The 14464-nt window shown below is 69.9% G+C and carries 13 protein-coding genes; 7 read left to right on the forward strand and 6 right to left on the reverse strand.

The features are described 5' to 3' along the window. Window positions 1-89: 89 nt before the first annotated feature. Window positions 90-2750 (reverse strand): transglycosylase domain-containing protein, encoded by a 2661-nt coding sequence (locus ABEE00_RS18505; RefSeq protein ID WP_345746634.1) that lies wholly within the window; start codon window positions 2748-2750, stop codon window positions 90-92. 408 nt (window positions 2751-3158) lie between these two features. Between ABEE00_RS18505 and ABEE00_RS18510 the strand changes: the two genes are divergently transcribed. Continuing rightward, window positions 3159-3776: a PadR family transcriptional regulator gene (locus ABEE00_RS18510; RefSeq protein WP_345746635.1), complete on the forward strand. Its 618-nt coding sequence runs from the start codon at window positions 3159-3161 to the stop codon at window positions 3774-3776. 47 nt (window positions 3777-3823) lie between these two features. Further along, window positions 3824-4900 carry an inositol-3-phosphate synthase gene (locus tag ABEE00_RS18515; RefSeq protein ID WP_345746636.1) on the forward strand — a complete coding sequence of 359 codons (1077 nt, stop codon included), beginning with the start codon at window positions 3824-3826 and terminating at the stop codon, window positions 4898-4900. Between the two features lie 143 nt (window positions 4901-5043). Here the strand turns inward: ABEE00_RS18515 and ABEE00_RS18520 are convergent, their stop codons facing one another. From ABEE00_RS18520 to ABEE00_RS18530, 3 genes are all read right to left on the reverse strand, one after another. Next, window positions 5044-6075, reverse strand: a complete 1032-nt coding sequence (locus tag ABEE00_RS18520; RefSeq protein ID WP_345746637.1) for an alanine racemase — start codon at window positions 6073-6075, stop codon at window positions 5044-5046. Window positions 6076-6162: 87 nt separating this feature from the next. After that, the gene (locus ABEE00_RS18525) at window positions 6163-7290 is read right to left on the reverse strand and encodes a lipid II:glycine glycyltransferase FemX (RefSeq protein ID WP_345746638.1); all 1128 of its coding nucleotides are present in this window, start codon (window positions 7288-7290) and stop codon (window positions 6163-6165) included. Between the two features lie 152 nt (window positions 7291-7442). After that, window positions 7443-7742, reverse strand: a complete 300-nt coding sequence (locus ABEE00_RS18530; protein ID WP_345746639.1) for a hypothetical protein — start codon at window positions 7740-7742, stop codon at window positions 7443-7445. A gap of 231 nt (window positions 7743-7973) precedes the next feature. Here ABEE00_RS18530 and rpsF point away from each other — a divergent pair, with 231 nt between their 5' ends. From rpsF to rplI, 4 genes are all read left to right on the forward strand, one after another. Then, window positions 7974-8264 (forward strand): 30S ribosomal protein S6, encoded by a 291-nt coding sequence (gene rpsF / locus ABEE00_RS18535; protein WP_345746640.1) that lies wholly within the window; start codon window positions 7974-7976, stop codon window positions 8262-8264. Between the two features lie 98 nt (window positions 8265-8362). Then, the gene (locus tag ABEE00_RS18540; protein WP_345746641.1) at window positions 8363-8935 is read left to right on the forward strand and encodes a single-stranded DNA-binding protein; all 573 of its coding nucleotides are present in this window, start codon (window positions 8363-8365) and stop codon (window positions 8933-8935) included. Window positions 8936-9007: 72 nt separating this feature from the next. Further along, window positions 9008-9244: a 30S ribosomal protein S18 gene (gene rpsR, locus ABEE00_RS18545; protein WP_003978893.1), complete on the forward strand. Its 237-nt coding sequence runs from the start codon at window positions 9008-9010 to the stop codon at window positions 9242-9244. An 18-nt stretch (window positions 9245-9262) separates the two neighbouring features. Next, window positions 9263-9709 carry a 50S ribosomal protein L9 gene (rplI, locus tag ABEE00_RS18550; RefSeq protein WP_345746642.1) on the forward strand — a complete coding sequence of 149 codons (447 nt, stop codon included), beginning with the start codon at window positions 9263-9265 and terminating at the stop codon, window positions 9707-9709. A 188-nt stretch (window positions 9710-9897) separates the two neighbouring features. On the opposite strand, the gene ABEE00_RS18555 is transcribed toward rplI, so the two are convergent. Next, a complete protein-coding gene (locus ABEE00_RS18555) occupies window positions 9898-11208 on the reverse strand; it encodes an MATE family efflux transporter (protein ID WP_345746765.1) in 1311 nt (436 codons plus the stop codon). Between the two features lie 605 nt (window positions 11209-11813). Between ABEE00_RS18555 and dnaB the strand changes: the two genes are divergently transcribed. Next, window positions 11814-13361: a replicative DNA helicase gene (gene dnaB, locus ABEE00_RS18560; protein ID WP_345746643.1), complete on the forward strand. Its 1548-nt coding sequence runs from the start codon at window positions 11814-11816 to the stop codon at window positions 13359-13361. A gap of 89 nt (window positions 13362-13450) precedes the next feature. Here dnaB and ABEE00_RS18565 read toward each other — a convergent pair whose 3' ends face one another. Continuing rightward, window positions 13451-14464: an NADPH:quinone reductase gene (locus tag ABEE00_RS18565; RefSeq protein ID WP_345746644.1), complete on the reverse strand. Its 1014-nt coding sequence runs from the start codon at window positions 14462-14464 to the stop codon at window positions 13451-13453.

Raw genomic sequence — 14464 nt, forward strand, 5'->3', positions numbered from 1 at the left:
ACGGCGCGGAGCCCCGCCGCGACGGTGCGCGACGGGGCTCCAACCTCCTTGCCCGTCAAGGGCGTTGACCGGTCAGCCGGGTCCGGGGATCACTCCTCGGGACGGTTCGGCGTGGCGCCCGGGTCCGGGCCGCCGAACAGGCCGCCGGGATCGCCGCCGCCGGGGTCGCCGCCGCCCGGGTCACCGGTATCGCCGGGCGAGGGCTGGTCGGTCGTACCGCCGTCGTTGCCCGCGTCCTGGCCCTGGTCCTGGCAGTCCCACGGGAACTTGCAGCTGTCGCTGGGCGACGGCGAGTCCGAGGGGGACGGGGAGTCCGAGGGGGATTCGGAGGGCGAGGGGGAGTCCGAGGGCGTCTCGGTCGGCGTGGGCGTCGGCTTCGGGCTGGCACCCGGGCCGTACGTCTTGTCGCCGATCGGCTCGGGCGTCCTGAACTGCTCCACGGGCTGGCCGCGCAGCGCCGCCTTCATGTAGTCGGTCCAGATCTCGGCGGGGTAGGACGCGCCGTGGATCTGGGCCTGGCCGCCGACCCCGTACATCTTCATGAACTTCTGGATCTTGGCCTGGTCGTTGACCCGCCACATGCCGATCGAGGTGGAGAGCTGCGGCGTGTAGCCGCTGAACCAGGCCGACTTGTTGTCGTCCGTGGTGCCGGTCTTGCCGGCCGCCGGGCGGCCCAGGCCCTTGGCCGTGGTGCCGGTGCCCTTCTGGACGACGGTCTCCAGCATGCTCGTGATGTTGTCGGCGACCGAGGGATCGAAGGCGGTCTTCCGCTGCATCTCGTCCTTGTGGTCGTACTTGGTCTCACCCTCCTTCTTCACGGTGGAGACCGAGTACGGGTCGACGCGGATGCCGCTCTTGGCGAAGGTGCCGTAGGCGTTGGCCATCCGGATCGCGCTGGGCGCCGAGGTGCCGAGCGAGAACGTGGGCGTGGTGCGCGCCAGGTTGTCCTTGGTCAGGCCCGCGTCGAGCGCCGCCTGCCGGACCTTGTCGGTGCCCACGTCCATGCCGAGCTGTATGAAGGGGGTGTTGACCGAGTACTGCATCGCAGTGCGGAGGTTCACCATCCCCTTGTCCTCGTTGCCGTCGTTGCGCTGGTGCCACTCGCGGCCCGTCTTGTTGTCGTGCCAGACGGAGCCGTCGTAGTTCCGCAGCGTCAGCTTGTTGTTGCCGTTGTAGACACTCGACGGGGAGACCGGCTTGCGCTGGTCCCTGGACTGCACCTCGGGCCCGTTGCGGTCGCGCACGCCGTCCCGCATGGCCGCCGCCATCACGAACGGCTTGAAGGTGGAACCAACTTGGACACCGGTGTAGTCGGCGTTGTTGGTGAAGTGTGTCGTCGCGTCGTCACCGCCGTAGATGGCGGTGATCGCTCCGTCGCCCGGCTTCACCGAGGCGCCGCCGAACTGCACGTACTTGTCGACGTTGCGCTGGTTCGGCTTGAGGTTCTCCTTGCGGACCTTCGCGACGGCCTTCTCCATCTGCTCCATGTGGTGCTTGTTGAAGGTCGTCTTGATCTTGTACCCGCCCTTCTTGAGGGCGCGGTCCGTGATGTCGCTGTGCTGGGTGATGTAGTTGTTGGCGAGGTCGACCATGTAGCCCTTCTGGCCCTTGAGCTCGGTCGACTTCTTGGGCGGCTTGGGCAGCGGGAACTTCGTCCACTTCGCCCGCTCCGCCTTGGTCATGTTGCCCGTCTGCACCTCGCGGTCCAGGGTCCACGACCAGCGCGCCTTGGCGCGCTTGAGGTTCTTGCCCGGGGTCGCGGCGGGACCGACGCCGCCCTGCGGGTCGTACATGTTCGGGCCGTTGAGCGTGGAGGAGAGGAACGCCGACTCGCTCGGGTTCAGATCCTTGGAGTCCTTGCGGTAGTACGCCTGCGCCGCCGCCTGGATGCCGTACGCGCCGCGGCCGTAGTAACCGGTGTTCAGGTACCCCTTGAGGATGTCCTCCTTCTTCTGGGTGGTGCCGACCTTTATCGAGATGAACAGCTCCTTGAACTTCCGCATGATCGTCTGCGACTGGTCAAGGTAGGTGTTCTTCACGTACTGCTGGGTGATCGTCGAGCCCGACTGGGTCTCGCCGCCCATGGCCATCCGGCCGACGGCCCGGATGATGCCCATCGGGTCGACGCCGCTGTCCTTCCAGAAGTTCTCGTTCTCCGCGGAGATCACGGCGTTCTGCATGGACTTGGGGATCTCGGACAGATCGACGTTCTGCCGGTTCTGGTCGCCGCCGCCGGCGACGACCATCTGGGTGTTGTCCGACCAGTAGTAGACGTTCTTCTGCTGCTGGGCCGCCTCGTTGGGGTCGGGGACCCCGACCATCGCGAAGGCGACGCCGGACAGCGCGATGATCAGGCCGAGGAAGGCTCCGAACCCGCCCAGCACCTGCTTCCAGGACGGCATCCAGCGCCATGCGCCCTCTTTGTCCGAGCGCGGGTAGTCGATGAACCGCTTCTTGGGCGGCGGTCCCGGCGGCCCTGCGCTGACCCGGCCGAGTTTCGTGGTGTCGTCGGGTGCGGCCCCCGCCCCGGCTGCCGCTCCCGCGGCGCCCGCGGCCGCACGCCTGCGGCCCCCGCCTCTGTTGCGCTGTGCGGCCTTGCGTGCCTCAGCGCGGCTGCCGTACGAGCTCGGGGAAGAGGCCCCGTTGGACGCCCTGTTGGGCGGCGGCGCGGCGCGGCGGCCGGACGATTGCGGCTGCTGCGCCGCGCGCCGGCCGCGCCCCTGCGGCGGCTTTCGACGGTGCTCGCTCATGTTGGAACAGCTACTCCTCGGGCAGGCGCTCTTCGCCTGAAGGTGGCAGTTGACGTCTGGTCCCCCCGAGTACGGCCGCCCACGTTCCGGGGTCCGGCCGCACTGCACCCAGGACGAGGACGCGCACTCGCGTCGCACGGTTCCCAGTGGTGGTCTGCACAGCCGACAGACTACGCAGCGCCAAAACCTTCCTTACGGCACTTTCACCTCAAATGACGCGAGTTGCCTCCCGCGATTCAGCGATGTGAGCCCCTTCACCGAGCCCGCTCTTGTTGCCGCCCGGGCGGCGTTCTATCGTCGAGATGTATCGAGCCGATACATCAGCACGGCACATGCGCGCCCATGCAGCGCGACGCAGAGACCGGCAGGCGTGCGAACGCCAGGCGCAGGAGGAGGTGACGGCGGATCATGAGCAGGCGCTCCGGCATCCTGGAATTCGCCGTACTCGGGCTGCTCCGTGAATCGCCGATGCACGGCTATGAGCTGCGCAAGAGGCTCAACACCTCGCTGGGCGTCTTCCGCGCCTTCAGCTACGGCTCGCTCTATCCCTGCCTGAAGGCGCTGGTCGCGCGCGGATGGCTGACCGAGGAGAGCGGCCCCGCACCGGACGACCCCCGCGCGGCACCGCTCGCGGGACGCCGGGCGAAGATCGTCTACCGGCTGACGGCCGAGGGGAAGGAGCACTTCGAGGAGCTCCTCTCGCAGAGCGGCCCCGAAGCCTGGGAGGACGAGCACTTCGGCGTCAGGTTCGCCTTCTTCGGCCAGACCTCGCGGGATGTGCGGATGCGCGTGCTGGAGGGGCGGCGCAGCCGGCTGGAGGAGCGGCTCGCGAAGATGCGCTCCTCACTGGCGCGCACCCGCGAGCGGCTCGACGACTACACCCTCGAACTTCAGCGCCACGGCATGGAGTCCGTGGAGCGCGAGGTCCGCTGGCTCAACGAGCTCATCGAGAGCGAGCGGGCGGGGCGCGACCGGCGCGAGGGGGCACCGGATCAGCGCCGGGATTCGTCCGAGGACACCACCTGAGGCCCCGTTCCAGGGGCCTCTTCGAGAACACACAGGGAGCAACCGGAATGGGTTCGGTTCGCGTAGCCATCGCAGGCGTGGGCAACTGCGCCGCCTCGCTGGTACAGGGCGTCGAGTACTACAAGGACGCCGACCCGGACAGCAAGGTCCCCGGGCTGATGCACGTCCAGTTCGGCGAATACCACGTGCGCGACATCGAGTTCGTGGCCGCCTTCGACGTCGACGGCAAGAAGGTCGGCCTGGACCTCGCCGACGCCATCGGCGCCAGCGAGAACAACACCATCAAGCTGTGCGACGTCCCGCCGACCGGGGTCACCGTGCAGCGCGGCCACACCTACGACGGCCTGGGTAAGTACTACCGCCAGATCATCGAGGAGTCGGACGCCCCGGCCGTTGACGTCGTGCAGGCGCTGCGGGACGCCGAGGCCGACGTCCTGGTCTGCTACCTGCCGGTGGGCTCCCAGGAGGCCGTCGAGTTCTACGCGCAGTGCGCCATCGACGCGGGCGTCGCCTTCGTGAACGCCCTGCCGGTCTTCATCGCCGGTACGAAGGAGTGGGCCGACAAGTTCACCGAGGCCGGTGTCCCGATCGTCGGCGACGACATCAAGTCCCAGGTGGGCGCGACCATCACGCACCGCGTGATGGCCAAGCTCTTCGAGGACCGCGGCGTGATCCTGGACCGCACCATGCAGCTCAACGTGGGCGGCAACATGGACTTCAAGAACATGCTCGAGCGCGAGCGCCTGGAGTCCAAGAAGATCTCCAAGACGCAGGCCGTCACCTCCCAGATCCGGGACCGCGACCTGGGCGAGGACAACGTCCACATCGGCCCCTCCGACTTCGTCGCCTGGCTCGATGACCGCAAGTGGGCCTATGTGCGCCTGGAGGGTCGCGCCTTCGGCGACGTACCGCTGAACCTGGAGTACAAGCTGGAGGTCTGGGACTCCCCGAACTCCGCCGGCGTCATCATCGACGCGCTCCGCGCCGCGAAGATCGCCAAGGACCGCGGCATCGGCGGCCCGGTGCTCTCGGCCTCCTCGTACTTCATGAAGTCCCCGCCCGTGCAGTACTACGACGACGAGGCGCACCGCCTCGTCCAGGACTTCATCGACGGCAAGGCGTAACACCCGCCTGCCGCAGGGCAGTTGAAGCACCGCCATGAAGCGGGCCCGCCACACCGCGCGTGTTGCGGGCCCGCTTCATGTTCCGGACGGCGGCCGCGTACGAGGTTCCGGACGGCGGTCTCGTACGAGGCGTGCGCGCGGACTCAGCGGTCCACTGTGCGGTCCGTCATCGTCGTGGTGTGCCGCAGGTACGCGGTGAGCTCCTCGCCCACCTGCGGAGGCGGCACGTCGCCCGGCACGAACAGGATCGAGAGCTGCATGTGCGGCGGCTCGGCGAACCAGCGCTGCTTGCCCGCCCACACGAAGGGCGACAGATTCCGGTTCACCGTGGCCAGGCCCGAGCGCGCCACGCTCTTGGCCCGCGAGGTCATCCCGTGCAGCGCCTTCGGGGACTCCAGGCCCACGCCGTGCGAGGTGCCGCCGGCGACGACCACCAGGTGGCCCTCGCCGGGCGCCTTCTGCTGCCGGTACCCGAAGTGGTCGCCCTTGGAGACCTTGGTGACGTCCAGCACCGCGCCGCGGTACTCCGTCGCGCCCTCGTCGCCCAGCCACAGCCGGGTGCCGATCCGCGCGCGGAACCGGGTCTGCGGGAACTGCCGCTGCAGTATGGCGAACTCGTCCGGCTTCAGGTGGCTGACGAACACCGTTTCCAGGGGCAGCCGCGCGGTGCGCAGTCTGTCCATCCAGCCGATGACCTCGTCCACGGCGCTGGAGCCGTCGGTGCGGTCCAGCGGCAGGTGGATCGCGAAGCCCTCCAGGCGCACCCGGTCGATCTCGGCGCTGAGCTTGGGCAGGTCGGCCTCGGTGATGCCGTGCCGCTTCATGCTGCTCATGACCTCGATGACCACCCGCGCGCCGTGGGTGAGGCCCACGTCCTCGGCGGAGGACACCGTGCGGATCGCGCGGTCGGGCAGCGGCACCGGCTCCTCGTCCTTGCGGAACGGGGTCAGCACCAGCAGGTCGCCGCCGAAGTAGTCCTTCGTGCGGGCGGCCTCGTACGTGGTGCCCACGGCGAGGATGTCCGAGCCGAAGCGGGTGGCCTCGTCGGCCAGCCGCTCGTGCCCGAACCCGTAGCCGTTGCCCTTGCAGACCGGGACGAGGCCCGGGAACTGCTGGAGCACCGACTGCTGGTGCCCCCGCCAGCGTTCGGTATCGACGTAGAGGGTCAGCGCCATGGCCGGTACGGCACCTTTCTGCTCGGTCTGCTCGCGGTCTGCTCGTGGTCTGTCGGGTCGTGCTCGGGAGTGCTCAGCCGGGTGCGCTCAGCGGCGGTTCATGTACATGTCCAGCGCCTTGTGCAGCAGCTTGTTGAGCGGGAAGTCCCACTCCCCCAGGTACTCGGCCGCCTGGCCGCCGGTGCCGACCTTGAACTGGATCAGCCCGAAGAGGTGGTCGCTCTCGTCCAGGGAGTCGCTGATGCCGCGCAGGTCGTAGATGCCGGCACCGAGCGCGTACGCGTCCTGGAGCATCCTCCACTGCATCGCGTTCGACGGCCGCACCTCGCGCTTGTGGTTCGCCGAGGCTCCGTACGAGTACCAGACGTGCTCCCCGACGACCAGCATCGTGGCCGCGGAGATGCGCTCGCCCTCGTGCTCGGCGAAGTACAGCCGCATCCTGTTCGGGTCCTCGGCGCGCAGGGCCTTCCACATGCGCGCGAAGTACGCCTTGGGGCGCGGGCGGAACTTGTCGCGCTCCGCGGTGATCTCGTACAGCCGCTGCCACTCGTCGAGGTCGTGCGGGTTGTCCATGTCGCCCTGCACGACCTGGACCCCGGCCTTGTCGGCCTTCTTGATGTTGCGGCGCCAGAGCTGGTTGAAGCCCTTGTGGACCTCGTCGAGCGAGCGCTCGGCGAGCGGCACCTGGAACACGTACCGCGGCTGCACGTCGCCGAAGCCGGCGCCGCCGTCCTCGCCCTGCTGCCAGCCCATCCGGCGCAGCTTGTCGGCGACCTCGAACGCGCGCGGCTCGATGTGCGTGGCCTCCACGTCACGCAGCCGCTTCACGTCCTCGTCCTGGATGCCCTTCTTGATCGCCGAGGCGTCCCAGCGCCGGATGATCACGGGCGGGCCCATCTTCACCGAGAAGGCGCCCTTCTCCTTGAGGTGCGCCAGCATCGGCTTGAGCCACTCCTCCAGGTTCGGGGAGTACCAGTTGATGACCGGGCCCTCGGGGAGGTACGCCAGGTAGCGCTTCACCTTGGGGAGCTGGCGGTACAACACGAGGCCCGCGCCCACGAGTTCGCCGCTGTCGTCGAACCAGCCGAGGCTCTCCGACAGCCACTCGTTCTTCACGTCTCCCCAGGCCGGGACCTGACAGTGGCTGGCCGATGGCAGGCTCTGGACGTACGCCAGATGCTGCTCTCGGCTGATGGTCCTCAGGGTCAGGCTCATTGCGGGACGCTCCTCCGGCGAACTTTTCGGGCCGATCCCCCGGTACAAGGAAGGGGGAAGCTCGCCGGGAAGCCTACTTCGCCCGGAGCCCCGCCCCCGGGCTGGCCCGGAAGCGGGGCTCCGACGGGAGCGCGGTGCGGACCGCGGGCGGCTCAGCCGAACAGGCCGCCGTGCGCCATGCCCAGGTAGAAGCCCACCGCCGCGGCTCCGAGCCCGATGATCAGCACGAAGCGCTCCGCCGTCGTCGCCGAGATGAACTGGCCCCAGGCGCCCGTCACGATCCCGACGAGGCCGATCCACGAGGCCATGATGTTGAGGTCGGGGACGAACCCCGTGACGAAGGCCACCAGGCCCAGCACGATGGTCGCCGCGGCGAGCGAGTTCTCCAGGGGATGAGCCTTGCCGTCGCTGTTGAGCAGGGAGAGGGGGCTGTGCCGTACTGCCTGTGCCATGGCGGCACCTCCTGACAGAGGGCGCGAAGTGTATGCGCCGGTCGGACCCGATGTGCCCAGATTGCGGGCCTCAGCGGACGGATTTCAACCGGAAGCCGCGTCACGGGTACTCTGTACCGTCTGCGTCCTGCGCCGTCTCCACTCGGGAGGGGCCCGCGACGCGGAACGCATCACGACCCTCCTGCCACGGAACGACCGTGGCCGCCGAGTCCAGAGGAGGTGGGTTCACACATGCGTCACTACGAGGTGATGGTGATCCTCGACCCCGACGTCGAGGAGCGCGCTGTCTCCCCCCTGATCGAGGGGTTCCTTTCCGTCGTCCGTGAGGCCGAGGGCAAGGTCGAGAAGGTCGACACCTGGGGCCGTCGCCGGCTCTCGTACGAGATCAACAAGAAGCCCGAGGGCATCTACTCGGTCATCGATCTCCAGGCCACGCCGGAGATCGTCAAGGAGCTCGACCGCCAGATGAACCTGAACGAGTCGGTTCTCCGGACCAAGGTCCTCCGTCCCTCCACCCACTGAGCAGGCGGCTCTCACGAGCCCGCTGCCTCAGTGAGCGGCAGGGACCCGAGTAGCAGTACGCCACAGCAGCCAAGCAGCACCCCGCCGAGAGGTTCCCCATGGCAGGCGAGACCGTCATCACCGTCGTCGGCAACCTGACCGACGACCCCGAGCTGCGCTTCACACCGTCCGGTGCGGCCGTCGCGAACTTCACGATCGCGTCGACCCCGCGGATCTTCGACCGCCAGACGAACGAGTGGAAGGACGGCGACCCGCTGTTCATGCGCTCCTCGATCTGGAGGCAGGCCGCGGAGAACGTCGCCGAGTCGCTGACCAAGGGCATGCGCGTCATCGCCCAGGGCCGGCTCAAGCAGCGTTCCTTCGAGACCCAGCAGGGCGAGAAGCGGACCGTGGTGGAGCTCGACGTGGACGAGATCGGTCCCGCGCTGCGCTACGCCACCGCGAAGGTCACCAAGACCGGCGGCGGCGGACGCGGCGGCCAGGGCGGCGGCTTCGGCGGCGGTGGCGGCGGCCAGCAGGGCGGCTGGGGCGGCGGCCCCGGCGGCCAGCAGGGCGGCGCCCCCGCGGGCGACCCGTGGGCCACTGGCGCTCCGGCCGGAGGCGGCCAGGGCGGCGGTGGCGGCTGGGGCGGCGGCTCCGGCGGCGGCTACTCGGACGAGCCCCCCTTCTGACAGGCCCTCGCGGCCTGACGGACGGATGCGGCTCGATAGCTGCACACTTCTTGAAACTCATTGGAGAGAGACATGGCGAAGCCGCCTGCTCGCAAGCCTAAGAAGAAGGTTTGCGTGTTCTGCAAGGAGAAGATCTCCTACGTCGACTACAAGGACACGAACCTGCTGCGGAAGTTCATTTCCGACCGCGGCAAGATCCGTGCCCGCCGGGTCACCGGCAACTGCACCCAGCACCAGCGTGACGTCGCCACGGCCGTCAAGAACAGCCGTGAGATGGCGCTGCTGCCCTACACCTCGACCGCTCGCTAAGGAAAGGGTGACCGACTGATGAAGATCATCCTGACCAACGAGGTCTCCGGCCTCGGCGCGGCGGGCGACGTCGTGGAGGTCCGCGACGGTTACGCCCGCAACTACCTGGTCCCGCGCGGCTTCGCCATCCGCTGGACCAAGGGTGGCGAGAAGGACGTCGAGCAGATCCGCCGCGCCCGCAAGATCCGCGAGATCGCCACGATCGAGCAGGCCAACGAGATCAAGGCCCAGCTCGAGGGCTTGAAGGTGCGCCTGACCGTGCGCGCCGGCGACCAGGGCCGCCTGTTCGGCTCGGTCACCCCCGCGGACATCGCCGGTGCCGTCAAGGCCGCCGGCGGCCCGGAGGTGGACAAGCGCCGCATCGAGGTGGGCTCGCCCATCAAGACGCTCGGCGCCCACCAGGTCAGCGCGAAGCTGCACCCCGAGGTCTCCGCGAAGGTCGACGTCGAGGTCGTCGCCGGCTGAATGCCGAGCACGGCCTGAGCCGGTCCGCGTGACCGCGCTCGACGCGTGAGGGCCGCGCCTTTCCCTTCGGGGAGGGCGCGGCCCTTTTGCGTGTGCGGGTTTGCGCCTGCGGATGTGCGCGTGTGCGCTCGCCTCGTACGTACGGGGTCGTCGCGTACGTACGAGGCGTACGGGAGCGTGGCGGAGGGTCAGGCGCGTACCGCGCCCGTGACCACCCAGCGGCCCGAGCGGGCGCGCAGCCACAGGGTGATCATGCGGACGGTCATCATCAGGCCGGCGACCGTCCACCACAGGGCCGTGAGCCGGCCTCCCAGCACCGGGACCAGCAGGGCCACGGGGGCGAACACGGCGAGCGTGGCCAGCATCGCCCAGGCCAAATACGGGCCGTCGCCCGCGCCCATCAGGACCCCGTCCAGCACGAAGACGACGCCCGCGATGGGCTGCGTCACCGCGACCACCAGGAGTACGGGAGTGAGCTGGTCGATCACCGTCGGGTCCGTGGTGAACAGCGGCATGAACAGCGGCCGCACCAGGGCCACCGCTGCCCCCAGGACCAGCCCCGAGACGATGCCCCACTGCACCATGCGGCGGCATGCGGCCCGCGCACCCGCCTCGTCGCCGGCGCCGAGGTACCTGCCGATGATCGCCTGCCCCGCGATCGCGATCGCGTCCAGCGCGAAGGCCAGCAGCGACCAGAGGGTGAGGGTGATCTGATGCGCCGCGATGTCCGCGTCGCCGAGCCGCGCCGCGACCGCCGTGGCGATCATCAGGACCGCGCGCAGCGAGAGCGTACGGACCAGCAGCGGGACGCCCGCCTGCGCGCTGGCCCTGATGCCCGCGGCGTCCGGGCGCAGCGAGGCGCCGTGCCTGCGGGCGCCGCGCACGACCACGGTCAGGTACACCGCGGCCATCCCGCACTGCGCGATCACCGTGCCCCACGCAGAACCCGCGATGCCGAGCCCGAACCCGTACACCAGGAGGACGTTGAGCAGGCCGTTCGCGGTGAAGCCGCCGACCGCCACGTACAGCGGGGTGCGGGTGTTCTGGAGGCCGCGCAGGACGCCCGTCGCGGCGAGCACCACGAGCATGGCGGGGATGCCGAGCGCGCTGACGCGCAGATAGGTCACCGCGTACGGGGCAGCCGTGTCGGAGGCGCCGAAGACGCTCACGAGCCAGGGCGCCATCGGCATCGCGGCGGCCGTCACGGCGGCGCCGAGCAGCAGCGCGAGCCAGATGCCGTCCATGCCCTGGCGGATCGCGGAGGGCAGGTCGTCGGCGCCGACGCGGCGCGCGACGGCCGCGGTCGTCGCGTACGCGAGGAACACGAAGACGTTCACGCAGGTCTGCAGCAGGGCCGCCGCGACGCCCAGGCCCGCGAGTTGGGGCGTGCCGAGGTGGCCGACGATGGCGCTGTCGGCCATGACGAAGAGCGGTTCCGCGACGAGGGCGCCGAAGGCGGGGAGGGCGAGCGCGACGATCTCGCGGTCGTGCCGGCGCATGGCGGCGCGGGTCGGCTTCCCGGAGTTTCCGGGGTTCCCGGACGCGTTCCCGGCCGTCCGGGGTCCGGTCGCGGAGGTATCAGGCATGGTTCCGATCCAAGCATCCACAAGTAATGAGTGCAATGGTATAGCGACTATTACGTGCGAGTCGGGGGCGGTGGCGGGGGCGGCCCCCGGGTCGCTCTGCCGGTGCATGTGAGTGAAGACCGCCGAAGAAATTTTCCCGCACAGGGCGTGGATGTTGTTTTCGCAGGTCAGGGCCGTGGCCCGGGAGGCGGTACGGGGTAATCCACAGCGCCGTCCCCCGGTCCGTGCACAGTTGGAGCGCTGTTCTCCACAGGAAGCGGTGTTCTTTCCACAGCACTCCACACCTGCCTGTGGATAACAAGATTGGCGTACCCACGTCCCGGCCATACCGTGGTCCAGCGCCTGCCCTCCGTTCCTCTCTTCTTCACCGCGTTCTCGGTGCCGCGTAAAGCCGCGCGCCGCTGCGCCGGACGGGGCGGGGCCACGGCGCGACTGTCAGTGCCGTGCCGTAGGAAAGAGGGGCACAGCGGCGAGAGGTCCGGTCGAGCGCCATGCCGGACGGGAGGAGGTGGCCGGGTGTGACTCAGCAGCCCGAACACATCGAGAGCCCACCCCCGGAGTTCGCCGAGGAGGAGCACTGGCTGCCGCCGGACTTCGGCCCGGGGCAGGGCCCCGGCGGTCCCGGAGGCCCCGGTGGATCCGGCTCGGGCGGCGGTTTCCCGTCCAGGCAGCGCCGCAACGGCGGCAGCGGCTACGGCGGTGACCAGCCGCAGCACGAGCGCGGCATGGACGGCCCCGGCGGCTTCGAGCGGGTGCCTCCGCAGGACCTGGAGGCCGAGCAGTCCGTGCTCGGCGGCATGCTGCTGTCCAAGGACGCCATCGCCGACGTGGTCGAGGTGCTCCAGGGCAAGGACTTCTACCGCCCGGCGCACGAGACCGTCTATCAGGCGATCCTCGACCTGTATGCCAAGGGCGAGCCGGCCGACCCCATCACCATCACCGCCGAGCTGACCAAGCGCGGCGAGATCGGCAGGGTGGGCGGCCCCGGCTATGTGCAGTCGCTGGTCCAGATGGTGCCGACGGCCGCCAACGCGGAGTATTACGCCGAGATCGTCCACGAGCGCGCCGTGCTGCGGCGCCTCGTCGAGGCCGGCACGCGGATCACGCAGATGGGATACGCGGCGGACGGCGAGGTCGACGACATCGTCAACTCCGCGCAGGCCGAGATCTACGCGGTCACCGAGGCGCGCACCACCGAGGACTATCTGCCGCTCGGCGACATCATGGAGGGCGCGCTCGACGAGATCGAGGCGATCGGTTCGCGCAGCGGCCAGATGACCGGCGTGCCCACGGGCTTCACCGACCTGGACGCGCTGACCAACGGCCTGCACCCGGGCCAGATGATCGTCATCGCGGCGCGGCCCGCGATGGGTAAGTCCACCCTCGCGCTGGACTTCGCGCGGGCGTGCTCGATCAAGAACGCGATGCCGAGCGTCATCTTCTCGCTGGAGATGGGCCGCAACGAGATCGCGATGCGTCTGCTGTCGGCCGAGGCACGCGTGGCGCTGCACCACATGCGGTCGGGCTCGATGACGGACGACGACTGGACGCGGCTGGCCCGCCAGATGCCGGGCGTCACCGACGCCCCGCTCTACATCGACGACTCGCCCAACCTGTCGATGATGGAGATCCGCGCCAAGTGCCGGCGCCTCAAGCAGCGCAACGACCTCCAGCTGATCGTGATCGACTATCTGCAGCTGATGCAGACGGGTGGCTCGCGGAAGCCGGAGAGCCGTCAGCAGGAGGTCTCCGAGATGTCCCGTAACCTCAAGCTCCTCGCCAAGGAGCTCGAGGTCCCCGTGATCGCGCTCTCCCAGCTCAACCGCGGTCCCGAGCAGCGCACCGACAAGAAGCCGATGGTCTCCGACCTGCGTGAGTCGGGCTCCATCGAGCAGGACGCTGACATGGTCATCCTGCTGCACCGCGAGGACGCGTACGAGAAGGAGTCCCCGCGCGCGGGCGAGGCCGACCTGATCGTGGCCAAGCACCGCAACGGTCCGACCGCGACGATCACGGTGGCGTTCCAGGGCCACTATTCGCGGTTCGTGGACATGGCACAGACGTAGGGCTGCTTTCGTACGTCTGGGCCGTGGGCCCACGAGGGCGGTCCCCGGTCACGGGTCCGCGGTCGTGGGCTCATGGGTCCGGCGGCCGGTCACGGGATGTCGAGCAGGATCTTTCCGACGACGCCCGCTTCGAGCGCGGCATGGGCGTCCGCCGCGCGCTCCAGCGGGAAGCGGTGCAGCGGCAGTCCCGCGTCCTCGCCCACGCGCAGCGCGCCGGCTTCCACGGCCGCCGCGACATCGGTGACCGCCTGCCGCTTCGCCGCGGGCCGCACGGTGTAGACGAAGACGCTCTGCCAGCGGAGGTTCGCCGGCAGCGAGGCGAGCACCGGTACGGAGAGGTGCTCGTCCTCGCCGCCCGCGTAGTAGGCCACCACGGCGCCCGGCGCGGTCACCGCGGCGTCGAGGGCCGCGTTGGCTCCCGGCGCGACCTCCACGACGATGTCGACGCCCTCGGGGGCGAAGGCCCGGATCTCCGCCTCCGCGTCCTGCGCGCGGTAGTCGACCACCCGGTGCGCTCCGGCCGCGTGCGCCAGCGTGGCCTTGGCGGGGCCGCTGACCGTGGTGACCACGCGCGCCCCGGCCCACCGGGCGAGCTGGACGGCCGCATTGCCGACCGCGCCCGCACCGCCCGCCACCAGCACCGTCGCGTCCCGCAGAGCGCCGGGCCCGATGCGCCCCGTACCGCCCTCGTGCACGGTCAGCGCGCGATGGGCGGTCAGCGCCGGGATGCCCAGCGCCGCGCCGAGGTCGTACGGGGCGTGGCCGGGCAGCGCGACGGCCTGGCGGTGGGGGACGAGCGTGTACTGCTGCGCCGTACCCCAGGGCCGCTGCCACGCGGCCTCCCAGACCCACACGCGCTCTCCGGCCCGCGCCGGGTCGACCCCGGGACCGACGGCGTCGATCACGCCGGCGCCGTCCTGGTGGGGAACCTGCTCGCCCATGCCGGGCGGCAGCGCGCGCCTGCGGCTGCGCCAGTCGGTGGGGTTGACGCCCGACACATGCACCCGGACCCGCACCTCGCCAGGCCCGGGCTCCGGCACCGCCCGCTCGACGAGCCGCAGGACCTCAGGCCCGCCGGCGCCCTCCCGGATGACGGACTGCAT

Origin of the sequence: Streptomyces odontomachicola (genome assembly GCF_039605595.1) — a bacterium.
Lineage (GTDB): Bacteria > Actinomycetota > Actinomycetes > Streptomycetales > Streptomycetaceae > Streptomyces.